13 protein-coding genes are annotated in these 13,768 nt (G+C 71.6%); 4 read left to right on the forward strand and 9 right to left on the reverse strand.

Annotated features, from left to right (window positions below; all coding sequences use genetic code 11):
* Positions 1-1,034 (reverse strand): AraC family transcriptional regulator (locus tag ON36_RS03465; protein WP_157224754.1); only part of this gene is annotated, 1,034 nt, incomplete at its 3' end.
* Here ON36_RS03465 and ON36_RS03470 point away from each other — a divergent pair.
* The gene (locus ON36_RS03470; RefSeq protein WP_281004808.1) at positions 1,009-2,499 is read left to right on the forward strand and encodes a flavin-containing monooxygenase; all 1,491 of its coding nucleotides are present in this window, start codon (positions 1,009-1,011) and stop codon (positions 2,497-2,499) included. The two genes, ON36_RS03465 and ON36_RS03470, sit on opposite strands and share 26 nt — an antisense overlap.
* A 108-nt stretch (positions 2,500-2,607) precedes the next feature.
* On the forward strand, positions 2,608-3,732 hold the full coding sequence (locus ON36_RS03475; RefSeq protein ID WP_043647524.1) for an alpha/beta hydrolase: 1,125 nt from the start codon (positions 2,608-2,610) through the stop codon (positions 3,730-3,732).
* Between the two features lie 41 nt (positions 3,733-3,773).
* Here ON36_RS03475 and ON36_RS03480 read toward each other — a convergent pair whose 3' ends face one another.
* Together ON36_RS03480 and ON36_RS03485 are read right to left on the reverse strand one after the other, a co-directional pair.
* The gene (locus tag ON36_RS03480; protein ID WP_043647525.1) at positions 3,774-4,334 is read right to left on the reverse strand and encodes a TetR/AcrR family transcriptional regulator; all 561 of its coding nucleotides are present in this window, start codon (positions 4,332-4,334) and stop codon (positions 3,774-3,776) included.
* A 136-nt stretch (positions 4,335-4,470) separates the two neighbouring features.
* Entirely contained in the window at positions 4,471-5,325 is an 855-nt protein-coding gene (locus ON36_RS03485) for a haloalkane dehalogenase (RefSeq protein ID WP_043647526.1), read from the reverse strand.
* 265 nt (positions 5,326-5,590) lie between these two features.
* On the opposite strand from ON36_RS03485, the gene ON36_RS03490 reads away from it, so the two are divergent.
* Entirely contained in the window at positions 5,591-6,640 is a 1,050-nt protein-coding gene (locus ON36_RS03490) for an alpha/beta hydrolase (RefSeq protein WP_052313609.1), read from the forward strand.
* A 33-nt stretch (positions 6,641-6,673) separates the two neighbouring features.
* Here ON36_RS03490 and ON36_RS03495 read toward each other — a convergent pair whose 3' ends face one another.
* The 4 genes from ON36_RS03495 to ON36_RS03510 all read right to left on the reverse strand — a co-directional run bounded on the left by ON36_RS03495 (position 6,674) and on the right by ON36_RS03510 (position 11,763).
* Positions 6,674-7,153: a DinB family protein gene (locus ON36_RS03495; RefSeq protein ID WP_043647527.1), complete on the reverse strand. Its 480-nt coding sequence runs from the start codon at positions 7,151-7,153 to the stop codon at positions 6,674-6,676.
* 29 nt (positions 7,154-7,182) lie between these two features.
* Entirely contained in the window at positions 7,183-7,848 is a 666-nt protein-coding gene (locus ON36_RS35375; RefSeq protein ID WP_169334677.1) for a TetR/AcrR family transcriptional regulator, read from the reverse strand.
* A gap of 32 nt (positions 7,849-7,880) precedes the next feature.
* Positions 7,881-9,707 (reverse strand): acyl-CoA dehydrogenase, encoded by a 1,827-nt coding sequence (locus ON36_RS03505; RefSeq protein ID WP_043647528.1) that lies wholly within the window; start codon positions 9,705-9,707, stop codon positions 7,881-7,883.
* A 184-nt stretch (positions 9,708-9,891) separates the two neighbouring features.
* The gene (locus ON36_RS03510; RefSeq protein WP_043647529.1) at positions 9,892-11,763 is read right to left on the reverse strand and encodes a TetR/AcrR family transcriptional regulator; all 1,872 of its coding nucleotides are present in this window, start codon (positions 11,761-11,763) and stop codon (positions 9,892-9,894) included.
* A gap of 448 nt (positions 11,764-12,211) precedes the next feature.
* On the opposite strand from ON36_RS03510, the gene ON36_RS32495 reads away from it, so the two are divergent.
* On the forward strand, positions 12,212-12,988 hold the full coding sequence (locus tag ON36_RS32495) for a class I SAM-dependent methyltransferase (protein WP_052313611.1): 777 nt from the start codon (positions 12,212-12,214) through the stop codon (positions 12,986-12,988).
* Here ON36_RS32495 and ON36_RS03520 read toward each other — a convergent pair.
* Positions 12,966-13,160, reverse strand: a complete 195-nt coding sequence (locus tag ON36_RS03520) for a CsbD family protein (RefSeq protein ID WP_043647530.1) — start codon at positions 13,158-13,160, stop codon at positions 12,966-12,968. The two genes, ON36_RS32495 and ON36_RS03520, sit on opposite strands and share 23 nt — an antisense overlap.
* Positions 13,161-13,305: 145 nt before the next feature.
* Positions 13,306-13,768 (reverse strand): FAD-dependent monooxygenase (locus tag ON36_RS03525; RefSeq protein ID WP_043647531.1); only part of this gene is annotated, 463 nt, incomplete at its 5' end.

The following is a 13,768-nucleotide window of genomic DNA, read 5'->3' on the forward strand; positions in this document are numbered from 1 at the left end:
ACCTCGTCGCGCAGGATCTGATAGCTCGTGCCCGCTTCGTCGAGTCGTCGCCGGAGGGTGCGGGTGCTGAGGTGGAGGGCGCGCGCGACCTCGTCGGGCCCCGCCGCGACCGGATCGACGTGGGTGAGCAGGTCCCTGACCCGTGCCGCGATGCCGTGGCGGTGCCGGCGGGCGGCGACCAGTTGCCGGCACTGCTCTTCGCATTGCGCGAGGGTGCGCGGGTCGGCGCGCGGCAGCGGCTGGGTGAGCAGGAGCGGGTCGAACGTCACGATGTTCTCGGGCCGGCCGAAGAGCGGTAGCCGGTGGAACACGTCCTCGAACGCCGTGGGGGAGACCGGCGGTGGGCGGCGGATCTCGACGCGCGTCGGTGCGAAGTGTCCGGGGAAGAGGTCTTCGCTCACGGTCAGGATGGCCGCGGCGTCGCGTTCGAGGAGGAATCGGCGCGCCGGTGCCGTCAGCGCGTTGTCGTCGAGTCGCACGATCACCTCGGCCTCGGACACTTCGACGCGCGGAACGCAGAACGCGAAGGTCAGGTCGAAGTAGCGAAGGAAGAACGACAGGGCGTCGCCGAGGGTGGGGCTCGCCAGGCAGGCGAATCCGAAGATGCCGAAGGTGGTGGTGCGGTACCTGCGGCCGAGATCGAGCCCGGGGTGGTCCTCCCCGGTGAGCGCGGTGGCCAGATTGGTGGCGACGGCGAGTTCCTGCGCTGCCGACACGTGGGTGCGGGGGTCGGCGAGATGGGCCGCGGTGAGGCCCGAGCCGTCGAGTGTCTGCGCGAGCGTGAGGCCGTGATCGTCGGCGAACCGGGACATCAGGGCGACGCCGGCGGCCGACCGGGGAAAATCGTGCGTGGAAACCGCCGCGGCCGGGATGGATCCCGTCATGACCAGCGAGTTTACCGCCCGGCCGAGGCTATGGCCAAAATTGTCAATTTTCTGGCCGCAGGGATCTACGTCCCGGGATGGTCCGTGATTAGCGTCGACGACCATGCGAGATGGGACGACAAGCGTGACGGACACGGTATCGGTGGTCATCGTCGGTGCGGGTTTCGCGGGGCTGGCGATGGCCGCCGAACTGCTGCGGGCGGGGATCGACGATTTCCTGATCCTGGAGAAGGCGGATCGAGCGGGCGGAGTGTGGCGCGAGAACACCTATCCGGGCGCCGCCTGCGATGTGCCCTCGCCGTATTACTCGTTCTCCTATGCGCCGAAACCGGATTGGAACAGGCGCTACGCCGGTCAGGCCCAGATCGAGGGCTACCTGACCGACATCGCATCCACACCCGAGGTGCGGAAACGAATCCGCTACGACGTGGACGTGACGGACGCCCGGTTCGAGGAGGCCGACGGGCTGTGGATCCTGGGTACCGCCGACGGCCGTTCGGTGCGAGCTCGGATTCTCGTGCCCGCGACAGGACAGCTGTCGCGTCCGGCGATGCCCGACATCGCGGGACGCGAGCGTTTCGAGGGCACGTCGTTTCATTCGGCGCGGTGGCATCATGATGCGGACCTGCGCGGACGGCGGGTGGCGGTGATCGGCGCGGGCGCGAGCGTCATCCAGTTCGTTCCGCGCATTCAGCCGGAGGTCGCGCGGCTGACCCTGTTCCAGCGTTCGGCGCCCTACATCCTGCCCAAGCCGGACGGCGAGTACCGGCCGATCCATCACTCCGTCTTCCGGCGGCTGCCGCTGTTGCAGACACTCGAACGCGGCCTGTGGTGGACCCTGGGCGAAGTGTGGACGCTGGGCATCACCGGTAACCGGCCGATCAGCGCCGCGGTCGAAGCCGCGGCGAGGTGGCAGCTGCGGCGGCAGGTGGCCTCGGCGGCCCTGCGGCAGAAGCTGACCCCCGACTACCCGATCGGCTGCAAGCGAGTGCTGTTCGCCAACGACTACTATCCGGCCCTGACCGAGCCCGACGTCGACCTGGTCACCGAACGCATCACCGAGATCACCGCCCGTGGAATCCGCACCGCGGACGGTGTCGAGCACGCGGTCGACGTGATCATCTACGGCACCGGCTTCGCCACCCAGGAATTCCTCGGACCGATGACGGTGCGCGGGCGGGCGGGCCGCGAATTGGGCGCGGCGTGGGCCGAGGGCGCCCGCGCGCATCTCGGCATGACGGTTCCGGGGTTCCCGAACATGTTCCTCATGTACGGCCCCAACACCAACCTCGGCACCGGTTCGATCATCTACATGCTGGAACGGCAGGCCCGCTACATCCGGCAGGCGGTCGAGGTGTCGGCGCGGAACGGGGGTGGGGTCCTGGAGATCCGCGCGGAGGTCGAACAGCGCTATGACGACGAGATCCAGCGCCGCCTCGCCGGCTCGGCATGGACGGGGTGTGTGAGCTGGTACAAATCGGCCTCCGGGCGGATCTCCAGCAACTGGCCGGGCACGGTCTCGGAGTACTCCCGGCGGACGGCGACGCTCGCGCTCGCCGATTTCCACGTGAGCGCGGCACCGCGAGAAGCCGGCGTCGCCGAAGCGACCTCGTGAGTCCATACTTCTTGACTGCCGTTCAAGAAGTGCCTACCGTGGTCGTGGCCACGGTTCTTGGGCGCCGCCCAAGAGCGCGGGGCCCGCGGAACGGAAGGAAAGCAAGCTATGGCTAGCGACGAGTCCCTCGATCGAGGTGAGGCCACTGTGGCGACGCAGCGGCGCGATGTGGAGTTCCTCTCCGACGGCGTGCCGTGCGCGGCGTGGTTGTACACCGCCGCCGGCGCGTCCGGGCACCGGCCGACGGTGATCATGGGCCACGGGCTCGGAGCGGTGCGCGAGATGCGCCTCGACGCGTTCGCCGAACGGTTCGCCGCGCACGGCTGGTCGGTGCTGGTCTTCGACTACCACCACCTCGGTGCCAGCGGCGGCCGGCCGCGCCAGCTCCTCGACATCGATCGCCAGCTCGCGGACTGGCGCGCCGCCCTCGCCTTCGCGCGCACCCTTCCCGGGGTCGACACCGAACGGATCGCGTTGTGGGGCACCTCCTTCGGCGGCGGACACGTCCTGCAGGTCGGGAGCGGCAACCCGCAGGTCGCGGCCATCGTCGCGCAATGTCCCTTCACCGACGGGCCCGCCTCGCTGGTCTCGCGACTGCGGGCCGGGCCGCTGAGCGCCGTCGTGCTGATGGCCGCGGGCATCCTCGACACCGCGTGCTCCTGGCTCGGTATCCGGCCCGTCCTCATGCCGATGGCCGGAACGTCGTGGATGCCCGCGTTCGTGGCCTCGCCCGACGCCCTCGCGGGCGCGTCGGCGCTGCTGCCGCCCGGAACGCGGCTCTCCCGCCGCACCAGCGCCCTGCTGAGGTGGTTGCCCTCGGTGCGTGCGCGGGTGTCGAGCAACATCGAACCCACGGTCGCCGACGACGGACGAAAGCCCGCCACCATGGTGGGCCGCGACTCGATGTGGGGCGTGCTGCGCGGCCCGTCCGGCGACTTCGACGCCGCCAACGCGCTGGCCGCCCGCCTGGTGTTCCGGCTGCCGCTCTACCGTCCCGGTCGTGCCATGGCCCACGCCGGCGTTCCGACCCTGCTGTGCGTCTGTGACCACGACGCCGCCGCCCCGGCCGAAACCACCAAGCGCCGCGCGCGGGGCCTGGCACACGTCCGCGTACGGACCTACCCCTGCGACCACTTCGACATCTACCTCGGCACCCACTTCGAGGCCGCCGTCCGCGACCAGATCGCCTTCCTGGCCGAACAATTCGCCGACGCCGCGCACGTCGCGGGCTGAACCGGACGACACGCGGCCCGAGTAGCCGTCCGCCGACGACGTCAGCGGGCGGCTACCGCGATGCCGCGGGCGCTCCGGATCAGCGTCTCCATCACCGCGCGCTTGCGCTCCTCGTCGACCGGATGCATCAGCAGTCCCTCCACCACGAAGACGCCGATCTCGGTCATCGCGTCCAGCTCGTCGTCGGGAACGCCGATCTCGGTCAGGTCCGCCCGGAAGAAGCCCTCCGCCAACGCGTGAAACGCCTCGTGCCAGTCCCGCACGCTCTCCGACTCCTTCGCGCGAGCGTGAACGGTGGTCACCAGCCGGCTCACCTGCTCCAGCTCCGTGACGACCCACACCAGTCGATCCACGACATCGGTGCCGAGGATCTCGCCGTAGCGGGCCATCGAGTCGGCCAGGACCTCCTCCAGTACCGCCGTCAGGACCGCGTCCTTGTCGCGGAAGTACCAGTACAGCGTGTTCGACACCACGCCGGCGTCCTTGGCGATTCTGCTCACCGGGACCGCGTCGTATCCCTGTTCGGTGAACAGTCGCCGCGCGGCGGCGACGATCTCGGCGCGCTTCTCCTCACGATCTCGGGGGCGTCTGTTTCTCGGCATCACCAGTCCTGACTCGTCGCGTCCTGTGGAAGAGCCTATCTTGGACAGTCCTCAAGAAGCACGGTACTGTCGCGGCCCGCGTGGGTGAGGGCACGGAGGGGCGCCGTAGGCGAGGAAGCGCCACGCGCAGCGCCGATCACCGCAGGTGGTTGCGGTCCAGCCAGCCGGAGATCGCGGCGGCGAGGAGCTCGGGCTGATCTTCGGGGGTGTGGTGTCCGCTCGGTTCGGCGAAGTGTTCGATGTCGAGCGAGGCGACGGTCCTCGCGCACCAGTCGATCACCGCCGGTTCGGTCATGGCGCCGTAGGCGGGGGCGAAGTTCACCATGAGCTTGGGTACGTCGGCGCTCGCCGCCAGCCAGCGGCCGTAGGCTTCGGCGCGGGCGACCACGTCGGGCGGGGTGCCGTCCAGGGGCATCGAGCGGGCCCAGCGCAGCAGGGGGAGGCGGCTGTGCCGGGTGGGGTACGGGCGCCGGTAGACCTCGAGGTCGGCGGGGGTGAGCGCGGCCGAGATGGCGCGCAGGCCGTCGGCGACGAACGAGTCGTCCAGGAACAATGATTCGCCGACACCGTCGGTTCGGATGGCCCGCCACAGGTCGCGGCCTGCTTCGGGGAACTCCGCCCAGCTCATCGGTTTGACGATGGTCTCGGTGAACGCGATCCCGCGTACCCGTCCGGGATGCCGTGCGGCCCAGTCGAAGGCGAGCGCCCCGCCCCAGTCGTGGCCGACGAGCACGACCTCGCCGAGGCCGACGGCGTCGATCCAGGCGTCCAGGTACCGCGCGTGGTCGGCGAAGGAGTAGTCGATCGTCGGCTTTCCCGACTCGCCCATGCCGATCAGGTCCGGGGCGAGCAGGCGGCCGGAACCGATGGCGGGCAACACCTTCCGCCAGAGGTGGGACGAGGTCGGGTTGCCGTGCAGGAACAGGATCGGGGCGCCGTCGCCGAGTTCGCGGTGATACATGGTCGAGTCGAGGACGCGGGTTTGGGGCACGGGACTTCCTTCGCAACGCTGTGAGTTAGTTGGCTGACTGAATTCACGGTAGGCGACGGGGCGCACGGTGTCCAGTCCGATCCGGCCGGGGCGCAAGCCCGATCGTCGCCGGGCAGGAGGGAGACCGGGTCGACCGGATCGAACGGCGGAGCAGTCGGTTACAGTTCCGGGCAGTGCCGCCCGCGATCGCCGGCGGGCACGCGGACGCGATCGTCGGCGGTCATCGATCCACCCCACAGCTCCACCGACAGAGAGGTTTCGACCAGTGCGTATCTCCCGCTGGGTGCAGGCCGCCGCGGTCGCGGTGCTGGCGGTCGCCGCCGCGCCGATCGCCGCCGCGCGGGCCGAGGCCGCCGTCGTCGACCGCGAGGTGGCCTTCTCGGTCCGCAACGTCGACGAGTCCGGGGTGCCGTGCGGCACCGACGGCGGCACCTACACGGTGCGCGGGCATCTCACCGGGCCCGCCGACCTCCTCGCCGGCGGCGCCGCGTCCAGCGTGTCGCTGTATGTGCACGGGCTGGAGGTGAGCGAGTGGTTCTGGCGATTCGACGGCGCGCCCGGCTACGACCACGTGCGCGAGATGGCGGGCCGCGGCCACGTCTCGGTCACCATCGACCGGCTCGGGTACGGCGCCAGCGGCCAGCCCGCGGGCGCGCAGAGCTGTGTCGGCGGGCAGGCCACCGCCGTGCATCAGATCGTGGGGCAGTTGCGCTCGGGTCTCTACACGGCGCCGGGCGGGGCGGTCTCCTTCGGCCGCGTCGCGCTGCTCGGGCATTCCCTCGGTGGGGCCGTCACGCAGATCGCGGCGTACTCGTTCCGCGACGTGGACGCGGTCGGCGTGCTGTCCTACTCCGATCTCGCCCTCACGCCCGAACAGCTCGCGGGCAGCCTGACCTGGGGCGCCCGCTGCGTCGCCGGTGGTCAGCCGTCCCCGGCGGGCGCGCCCGGCTACAGCTACCTGACGGCCGACGAGGCCGGATTCCGCCGGGATTTCCTGGCGGGCGCCCCGCCGGAGGTCGCCGCCGCGGCCGCGCCGCTGCGCGCGCTGAACCCCTGCGGCGACATGGTGTCGCTCACCGAGGCGACACTGGTCGATCCGGCCCGCCTCGGCGAGATCACGGTGCCCGTGCTGGTGCTCACCGGTACCGAAGACCGCGTCTTCGACGTCAACCGGGCCCGGTTCCATGGCGAGTTGTTCACGGGCAGCGGCGATGTGACCACCGTGCTCGTCGACGGCGCCACCCACGGCCTCACCCTCGAGCCGACCCGGTTCCGCGACGAACTCGACTCCTGGCTCACCGCGCGCGGGTTCTGAGCGCGGTCCGGCCGAACCGCGCGCGCCGCGTCCTCAGCCGGCCAGGATCTGTTCGCGCAGGATGTCGGCGTGCCCGCAGTGGTGGGCGAGTTCGCGCAGGACCTGCAGGTACACCCAGCGCAGGGTGCGCGGACCGGACCGGTGCCCGGTCACGACCGTGTCCAGCGGCAGATCCGCGACCGCGAGACGGGCGGCGGCGCAGGCGCGTCGGTGGGCGTCGAGGACCGAGGCGACGGTGTCGGCGTCGTCGAGCCGGAAGGACTCCTCCGGCGTGCGGACCAGGCCCAGCTCGCGTCGCGGGGTGCCGCCCACGCACTCCTCGAACCACACCCGCTGCATCCAGGTCACGTGCTTGACCAGCCCGAGGGGCGTGGTCGCCGAGGGGACGAGACGGCGCCGCGCCTGCTCCTCGGACAGCCCGTCGAGGGTGGCCTCGATCGCGCCGCGACAGTCCTCGACGAAGGCGTCGAGCTGGGTGCGTTCGTCGTCGAGCACCACATCGAAAGATCCCATGGGGCCTCCTGTCCCGCGTCGGAGACAAGTCAATCAGGGACCCGGCCGGGGGAGCGGGGCGGGGATCCGGACGGTTGCGGGCCCGGAGCGGCCGGGGCCGCCCGAAGACCCGTGGCGGGCAGCCGGGCGATCAGGTCCGCCGCCTCGTTCTTCGGGATCGGCCGTCCCGCGCGGTGCCAGTCCCGGGCGCCCGTCAGCGCCGCGCCGAGGACGGCCGACGCCAGCAGCCGCGCCTGGGTGGGGCTGCGGTCGGGGCCCAGACCGTCGGCGACGGTCTGGGCGCATTCGTTCCAGGCCGATCGGATCGACAGTTCCGCCGAGGGCTCGTCCGGCACCGCGGGACCGACCAGCACCTCGGCGGGCGTCGCGTCGCGATCGACCAGATCGAAGATCGCGTGGACGGTGGCGTGGACGGCCTCGGTCTCGCTCCGCGCCGAATCCAGCGCCCGGCGCACCGCCGTGTTCAGCTCGTCGAGCGAGCGCTGGATCACCGCGAGGTAGAGCTCGAGCTTGCCCGAGAAGTAGCGGTAGAGCACGGGTTTGGTGATGTTGGCCGACCGGCCGACGCGGGCCATCGTCGCCCCGTGATAGCCGTGCGTGGCGAAGGCTCGCTGGGCGATCGCCAGCAGTTGTTCGCGCCGCGCCTGCCTGCGGTTCCGCACCGAGGGCGCGACCCGGCGCGGTGAACCGAACACGGTCAGGGACTCCCGGGAGCTGTGCAGGGCGCTCAGAACGCGGACTCGGCCAGATCCATCAGGCTCAGGTCGGTGGCCGACACCACCGCCCAGTCGGCGGTGAGATGCGGCAGCACCGTGTTCGCGAAGAACGACGCCACCGCGACTTTGCCGCGATAGAAGTCGTCGTCGGCCGCGGATTCCAGTGCGGCCAGGGCGACCTCGGCCCCGACGACGAGCCGCCAGGCGACCAGCAGGTCGCCGACCGCCAGCAGGAACCGGACCGCGTTGAGGCCGATCTTGTGCAGTTCGCGCGGGCGCTCCGCGGCGTCGAGCAGGTGGGTGGTGAGCCTGCCCGCGATCTCCTGGACGTCCTCGACGGCGTTGGCCAGCAGCATCTTCTCGGTCTTGAGCTGCCCGCCGTCGCGGTCGGAGTGCGCGGTGGCGCGCACCTCGCCGAGGAGGTGGGTCAGGGCGACGCCCTGGTCGCGGGCGATCTTGCGGAAGAAGAAGTCCTGGGCCTGGATGGCGGTGGTGCCCTCGTAGAGGGAGTCGATCTTGGCGTCGCGGATGTATTGCTCGATGGGGTAGTCCTGCAGGAAGCCGGAGCCGCCGAAGGTCTGCAGGGATTCGGTGAGGTACTGGTAGGCGCGTTCGGAGCCGACGCCCTTGACGATGGGCAGCAGCAGGTCGTTCACCCGGGCGGCCAGCGCCGCGTCGGCGCCCGAGATGTGCTGGGCGACCGCCGGATCCTGGTGGCCGGCGGTGTAGAGATAGATCGAGCGCAGCCCCTCGGCGTAGGCCTTCTGCATCATGAGCGAGCGCCGGACGTCGGCGTGGTGCAGGATGGTCACCTTGGGGGCGGTCTTGTCCGCCGCCCGGGTCAGGTCGGCGCCCTGCACCCGGGACTTCGCGTAGTCGAGGGCGTTGAGGTAGCCGGTCGACAGGGTGGCGATGGCCTTGGTGCCGACCATCATGCGCGCCTCCTCGATCACCTCGAACATCTGCGCGATGCCGTTGTGCACCTCGCCGACCAGGTGACCGACCGCCGGGACGCCGTGCCCGCCGAAGGTCAGCTCGCAGGTGGCCGACGCCTTCAGCCCCATCTTGTGCTCGACGTTGGTGACGAAGACCCCGTTGCGGTCGCCGGGGTCGCCGGTCTCGTCGTCGAAGTGGAACTTCGGCACGAGGAACAGGCTCAGGCCCTTGGTGCCCGGGCCCGCGCCCTCGGGCCGGGCCAGGACCAGGTGCACGATGTTCTCGAACAGGTCGCCGGAGTCGGCCGAGGTGATGAAGCGCTTGACGCCCTCGATGTGCCAGGTGCCGTCGTCCTGCCGGATCGCCTTGGTGCGTCCGGCGCCGACGTCGGAGCCCGCGTCGGGTTCGGTCAGCACCATGGTGGCGCCCCAGTCGCGGGCCACGGCGGTGGCGGCCCAGCGCTGCTGCTGTTCGGTGCCCACACTGGTCAGGACCTGGGCGATCATCGGGCCGGTGAGATACATGTAGGCCGCGGGCTGGGCGCCGAGGACGAATTCGTTGATCGCCCAGCCCAGCATGGCGGGCGCGGCGACGCCGCCGATGGCCTCGCTCTTGGCGATCCGCCACCACTCGGCGTCCTGCCAGGCCCGCACCGCCTTCGTGAACGAGGCGGGCAGCGTGACCGAATGCGTGGTCGGGTCGAAAACCGGTGGGGTGCGGTCGGTTTCGGCGTACGGCTCGGCGACCGGCCCCTCGGCCAGGCGCGCGGCCTCGCCGAGCATGGTGCGGGCGGTGTCGGTGTCGAGGTCGCCGAAGGCGCCCGTGTCGAGGACGGCGCCGAGGTCGAACACCTCGAACAGGTTGAACTCCAGATCGCGGACATTGCTCTTGTAATGGCCCACCGGACGCGTACCTCTCGACTGGGCCCGCCACGACCGGGCGGGCGGTGAAGGAGCGGGACGCGCTCCCGCGCCCATGATGTCCTACGGTAGGTGCGGACGCAAGACTAAGTTATCGGACACTAAGTAGCCGATAGGGCGATAACGCCTGGTTGACCTGCGTTCGGCCACAGGGTCGGCGGTTATGTCATTCGGTGATAAGCACCCCGGTGCGCGGGGAGATGTCGGCCAGGACGATGCGCTCGCCGAGCGCGCAGAGCTGATCGGCCAGATCCGCGCGCCGGGTGAGGCGGGGATTGCGGACACCGTCGTTGACCAGGGTGGCCGTCGCGTGGATGAGGACGCGAGCCGTCGGCATCGACACCTCGGGGCGGACCATCCGCAGCAGCCCCGCCCACTCGATGATGCCCTCGCGGTGGGTGCGGCGATAGCGGGCGGCGGCGTCCTCCGGCAGGTGGCCCACCTCGCTGACCGCGGTGCCGATGAGATCGGGCTGGGCCATGCCGAACTCGACGTAGTAGCGCAGCACCAGCCGCAGGTAGCCGCTGGCGTCCTCGCCGTCGGCGCGGGCCTGTTCGGTGTAGCGGTGGACCCAGCGGTTGTTCCGCGCCACGACCTCCTCGAGCAGGTCGGCCTTGCTGGCGAAATGGTGGTAGAGCGCCGGGCCGCGGACGCCGACGGCCGCGCCGATGTCCTCGATGCTCACCGCCCCGAACCCGCGCCGGTGGAACAGGCGCGCGGCGCCGGTGATCATCTGGTCGGCGGTGCCGTCCTCGGGCGGACCGGGGACCGGGGACACCGGACGCCCGAGGGCGGGCGCGGGCATCGGCGTGGTGATCACCGCCTCGACGACGCCGTCGAGCACCGCGGCGAACTGTTCGTCCGGCAGCCGGGTCCGGTGATTGGACGGACTGGTGACCACCGACAGGACCGCCCAGTTCAGCAGCTCGCGGTCGGCGCCGGCGAGCTCGGGGCGGCGCGCGGCGACGGCCCGGTCGACGAGGTGGGTCAGCCGCACCGAGCGGGCGAGCACGCCGACCCGGTCGGCGGGGGTGAGATTGCGGAATTCGAGCTGCCACAGCCGCGCCAGGCCGCGCGTCTCGAGGGCGACCCGCACCAGGGCGGGCAGCACCTCGGCGTCGTCGCGGGCGCCCTCGACGCGGGCGAGGACGGTGTCGAGTCCTTCGCGCAGGCTGCAGCCGAGCAGCTCCTGCTTGGTCCGGAAGTGGCGGTACAGGGCCGTGGGGCTGATGCCGACCGCGGCGGCGATGTCGGCCATCGAGGTGCGGTGGAAGCCCTTGCGCGCGAAGGCGGCGTCGGCGGCGCGCAGAATCGTGGCCCGGCGGTCGCGTGGCCTGCGGCGCACGGCCGGGGCGCCGGGGTCCGCCCGCGGGGCCTGCTCCCGTGGCTCGGCGCGCGGCGGGGCCGCGCCGAGGATGCCGAGGAGCATGCGCAGGAGTTCGTGGGTGAGCTGCTCGGTGGTGGCCTCCACCCAGCCAAGGATCCAGCCGTGCAGGACGCCCTTGACCGCCTGCACGAACGTCGCGGCGGCCGGGGCGAAGTCGCGCCGCGCGATCTCGCCGCGGTCGGCGAAGGCGTCGAACATCGCGCGCAGCAACTCCGTCCAGGTCGCGCGCCGCGCGCGCAGGAGCGCCTCCATCCGGTCGCCCGCGGCGAGGGATTCCACGAAGACCAGGCGGGCGCAGCGCGGATCGCGGGTGGCGTAGACGAGATAGGCGCGCAGCATCGCCTCCGCGCGGTCGGCGAGGGGCAGGTCCTCGACCCGGCCGATCTCGTCGCGGACATGCTTCTCGACGGCGGTGTCGATGTCGGTGTGCAGCTCGGTGAGCAGGTCCTCGACGGTGTCGTACTCCTCGTAGAACTGGCGGGTGGAGACCCCCGCCGCAGCGCACAGATCGGCCAGCCGGGTGCGCCGGTAGCCGACGCCCGCGCCGAACGCCGTCAGCCCGCTCTCGCGGATGCGTGCCCGGCGCTCGGCGCGCCGTTCGTCGGCGGAGCGCCCGGCGTACCGGCCGGTCGCCGAAGCGATTCTCGCCATGTGTTCTCGTCTCCCGAGGTCCCGCGGAGTCCTGGCACCGCAACTTTGGTCACCATCATATTCAGACTTTGGCGCGGTGCGGAGCCGATCGGGGTGTCGAGTTCGCCGAGGGTCGCCGACCTGTGGGTTTCCGGTCCGGGACCTCGGCTCCGAGGGTGGTGACGAAGGATGCGGTGGCCCGCCGGTGCCGCGGCAGAGTCCCGGCCGAGGATCCGGCGTAGACGGTGACGCGCAGGGGTCTCCCTGTCGTTCGACGGATGCGGGCACCGCGGACGGTGTCGCCGCCGCGGCGACCCGGCGGGCACGCGCCGACCGGAGTGTCGGACCAGAGGCGTGTCAAGCCCCGTTTACGCTGAGGTTGTTCCCGGATCGGACGCACACCGGGTTCCACCGTCTCACCGATGTCTCGTCGTGCCCTGCCGCCCGAACGACCGATTGGACGTGAACCGTGCCCGAAGCGCTCTTCGACCCCCTCGCCCGGATCTACGCCCCGTTCGCCGAGATCACCCACGCCCGCTACCGGCCGTGGGTCGAGTCCGCCGTGCCCGCGAACGGCCGACGTGCCATCGAACTCGGCTGCGGCTCAGGACAATTCCTGGCGCTGCTGGCCGACCGGTTCGAGGAGGTCGTCGCGGTCGACGTCTCCGCGGCGATGATCGAGACCGCGCGGCGCCGCGTCGGAAGGCGCCGCATCGACTACCGGGTGGGCGACATCCGCGACGCGACCCCCGGCCGCGTCGGCACCTTCGACCTGGTCTTCAGCGTCAATACGCTGCACCATCTCGGTGATCCCCGGCTCTCGCTGCCCCACGTCCGCGACCTGGTCGGTCCCGGCGGCACGCTGGTGGTCATCGACTACGTCACCAGCACCCCGGCCTGGGCCCGCGCGGGCGGCCCGGCCTACCGGCTGTACCGATGGGCGCGCGGGCTCGACGGCGCGGTCCGGGCCGGCATAGCCCGCCGGTCGGTCGGCGACGCCCGTGCCATGTACCGGCTGCGCCGCGATCCGCACTGGCGCCGGCTGGCGGCAGGCGCGCGGACCCTGGATCGGGAGGCGTTCCGGCGACACTACAGCGAGGCGTTCCCGGGCGCGCGGATCAGTGCCGGGCTCGATCGCAGCGTCTGCGCCGTGGCCTGGACCCGGCCGGCGGCGCGGGCGCGGCCCGACGCGGAGGCGGCGGTGATCGAGACGCCGCCCGCCGCTACCGCTCCAGGATCTTCTTGATCTTGCGGGCGGCGTCCTTCAGCTCGGTGACGGCTTCCTTCGCCGCCGCCCCGGCCTGCTGGGCCCTGCCCTCGTCGCGCAGGTCGTCGTTGCCGGTCACCGACCCGGCGACCTCTTTGGCCTTGCCCGCGAACTCCTCGAACTTGTTGCCGATCTTGTCGTTGAGCGACATCGGATCTCCTCGCGCTGTGCCGCGCCGGCCGAACCGGCTCCGCCGAAGGTCGATCGCTGCCGCTGCCGCGGCACCCTGCGCGGAGGAATCGACGGCCGTGTGGGCCGGTCACGCGCTCACCGACCCATCGTAGAACCGCGCGCGGTCAGGCGACAGGGGCGTAGTCGGGCAGCTCGACGCCGTTGAGCGCGCGGTCGATCAGCGCGAAGAAGGCGTCGTCGGGCTCGGGGTGCTGCCCGGTCGCGCGGCCGTGGGCGTGCGCGCGGCCGATCTCCTGGTTGGCCTCGACGAACGGGCGCATGCGCTCCTCGAAGCGGGCGAACCCGGCCGCCGGGTCCCATCCGGCGGCGGCCAGTTCGCCCGCCAGGAGGTAGGCCCCGACCAGGGCCAGCCCGGTGCCCTGCCCGGACAGCGGCGACGAGCTGTAGGCGGCGTCCCCGAGCAGACCGACCCGCCCCGACGACCAGCGATCCATCACGACCTGGGCGACCTGGTCGAGGTAGAAGTCCGGGGCGTCGTCGAGGTGGGCGAGCACGCGCGGGGTCAGCCAGCCCAGGTCGGCGACCCGCTCGCGCAGCAGCCTCCGCTGCGCGGCGAGATCGCGATGG

It is taken from the genome of Nocardia thailandica NBRC 100428, assembly GCF_000308795.1.
Classification (GTDB): domain Bacteria; phylum Actinomycetota; class Actinomycetes; order Mycobacteriales; family Mycobacteriaceae; genus Nocardia; species Nocardia thailandica.

Coding starts and splice junctions, on each gene's coding strand:
- ON36_RS03480 (WP_043647525.1), bottom strand. CDS start 4,334: ATGCCGAGAAACAGACGCCCCCGAGATCGTGAGGAGAAGCGCGCCGAG.
- ON36_RS03495 (WP_043647527.1), bottom strand. CDS start 7,153: ATGGGATCTTTCGATGTGGTGCTCGACGACGAACGCACCCAGCTCGAC.
- ON36_RS03475 (WP_043647524.1), top strand. CDS start 2,608: ATGGCTAGCGACGAGTCCCTCGATCGAGGTGAGGCCACTGTGGCGACG.
- ON36_RS03520 (WP_043647530.1), bottom strand. CDS start 13,160: ATGTCGCTCAACGACAAGATCGGCAACAAGTTCGAGGAGTTCGCGGGC.
- ON36_RS03510 (WP_043647529.1), bottom strand. CDS start 11,763: ATGGCGAGAATCGCTTCGGCGACCGGCCGGTACGCCGGGCGCTCCGCC.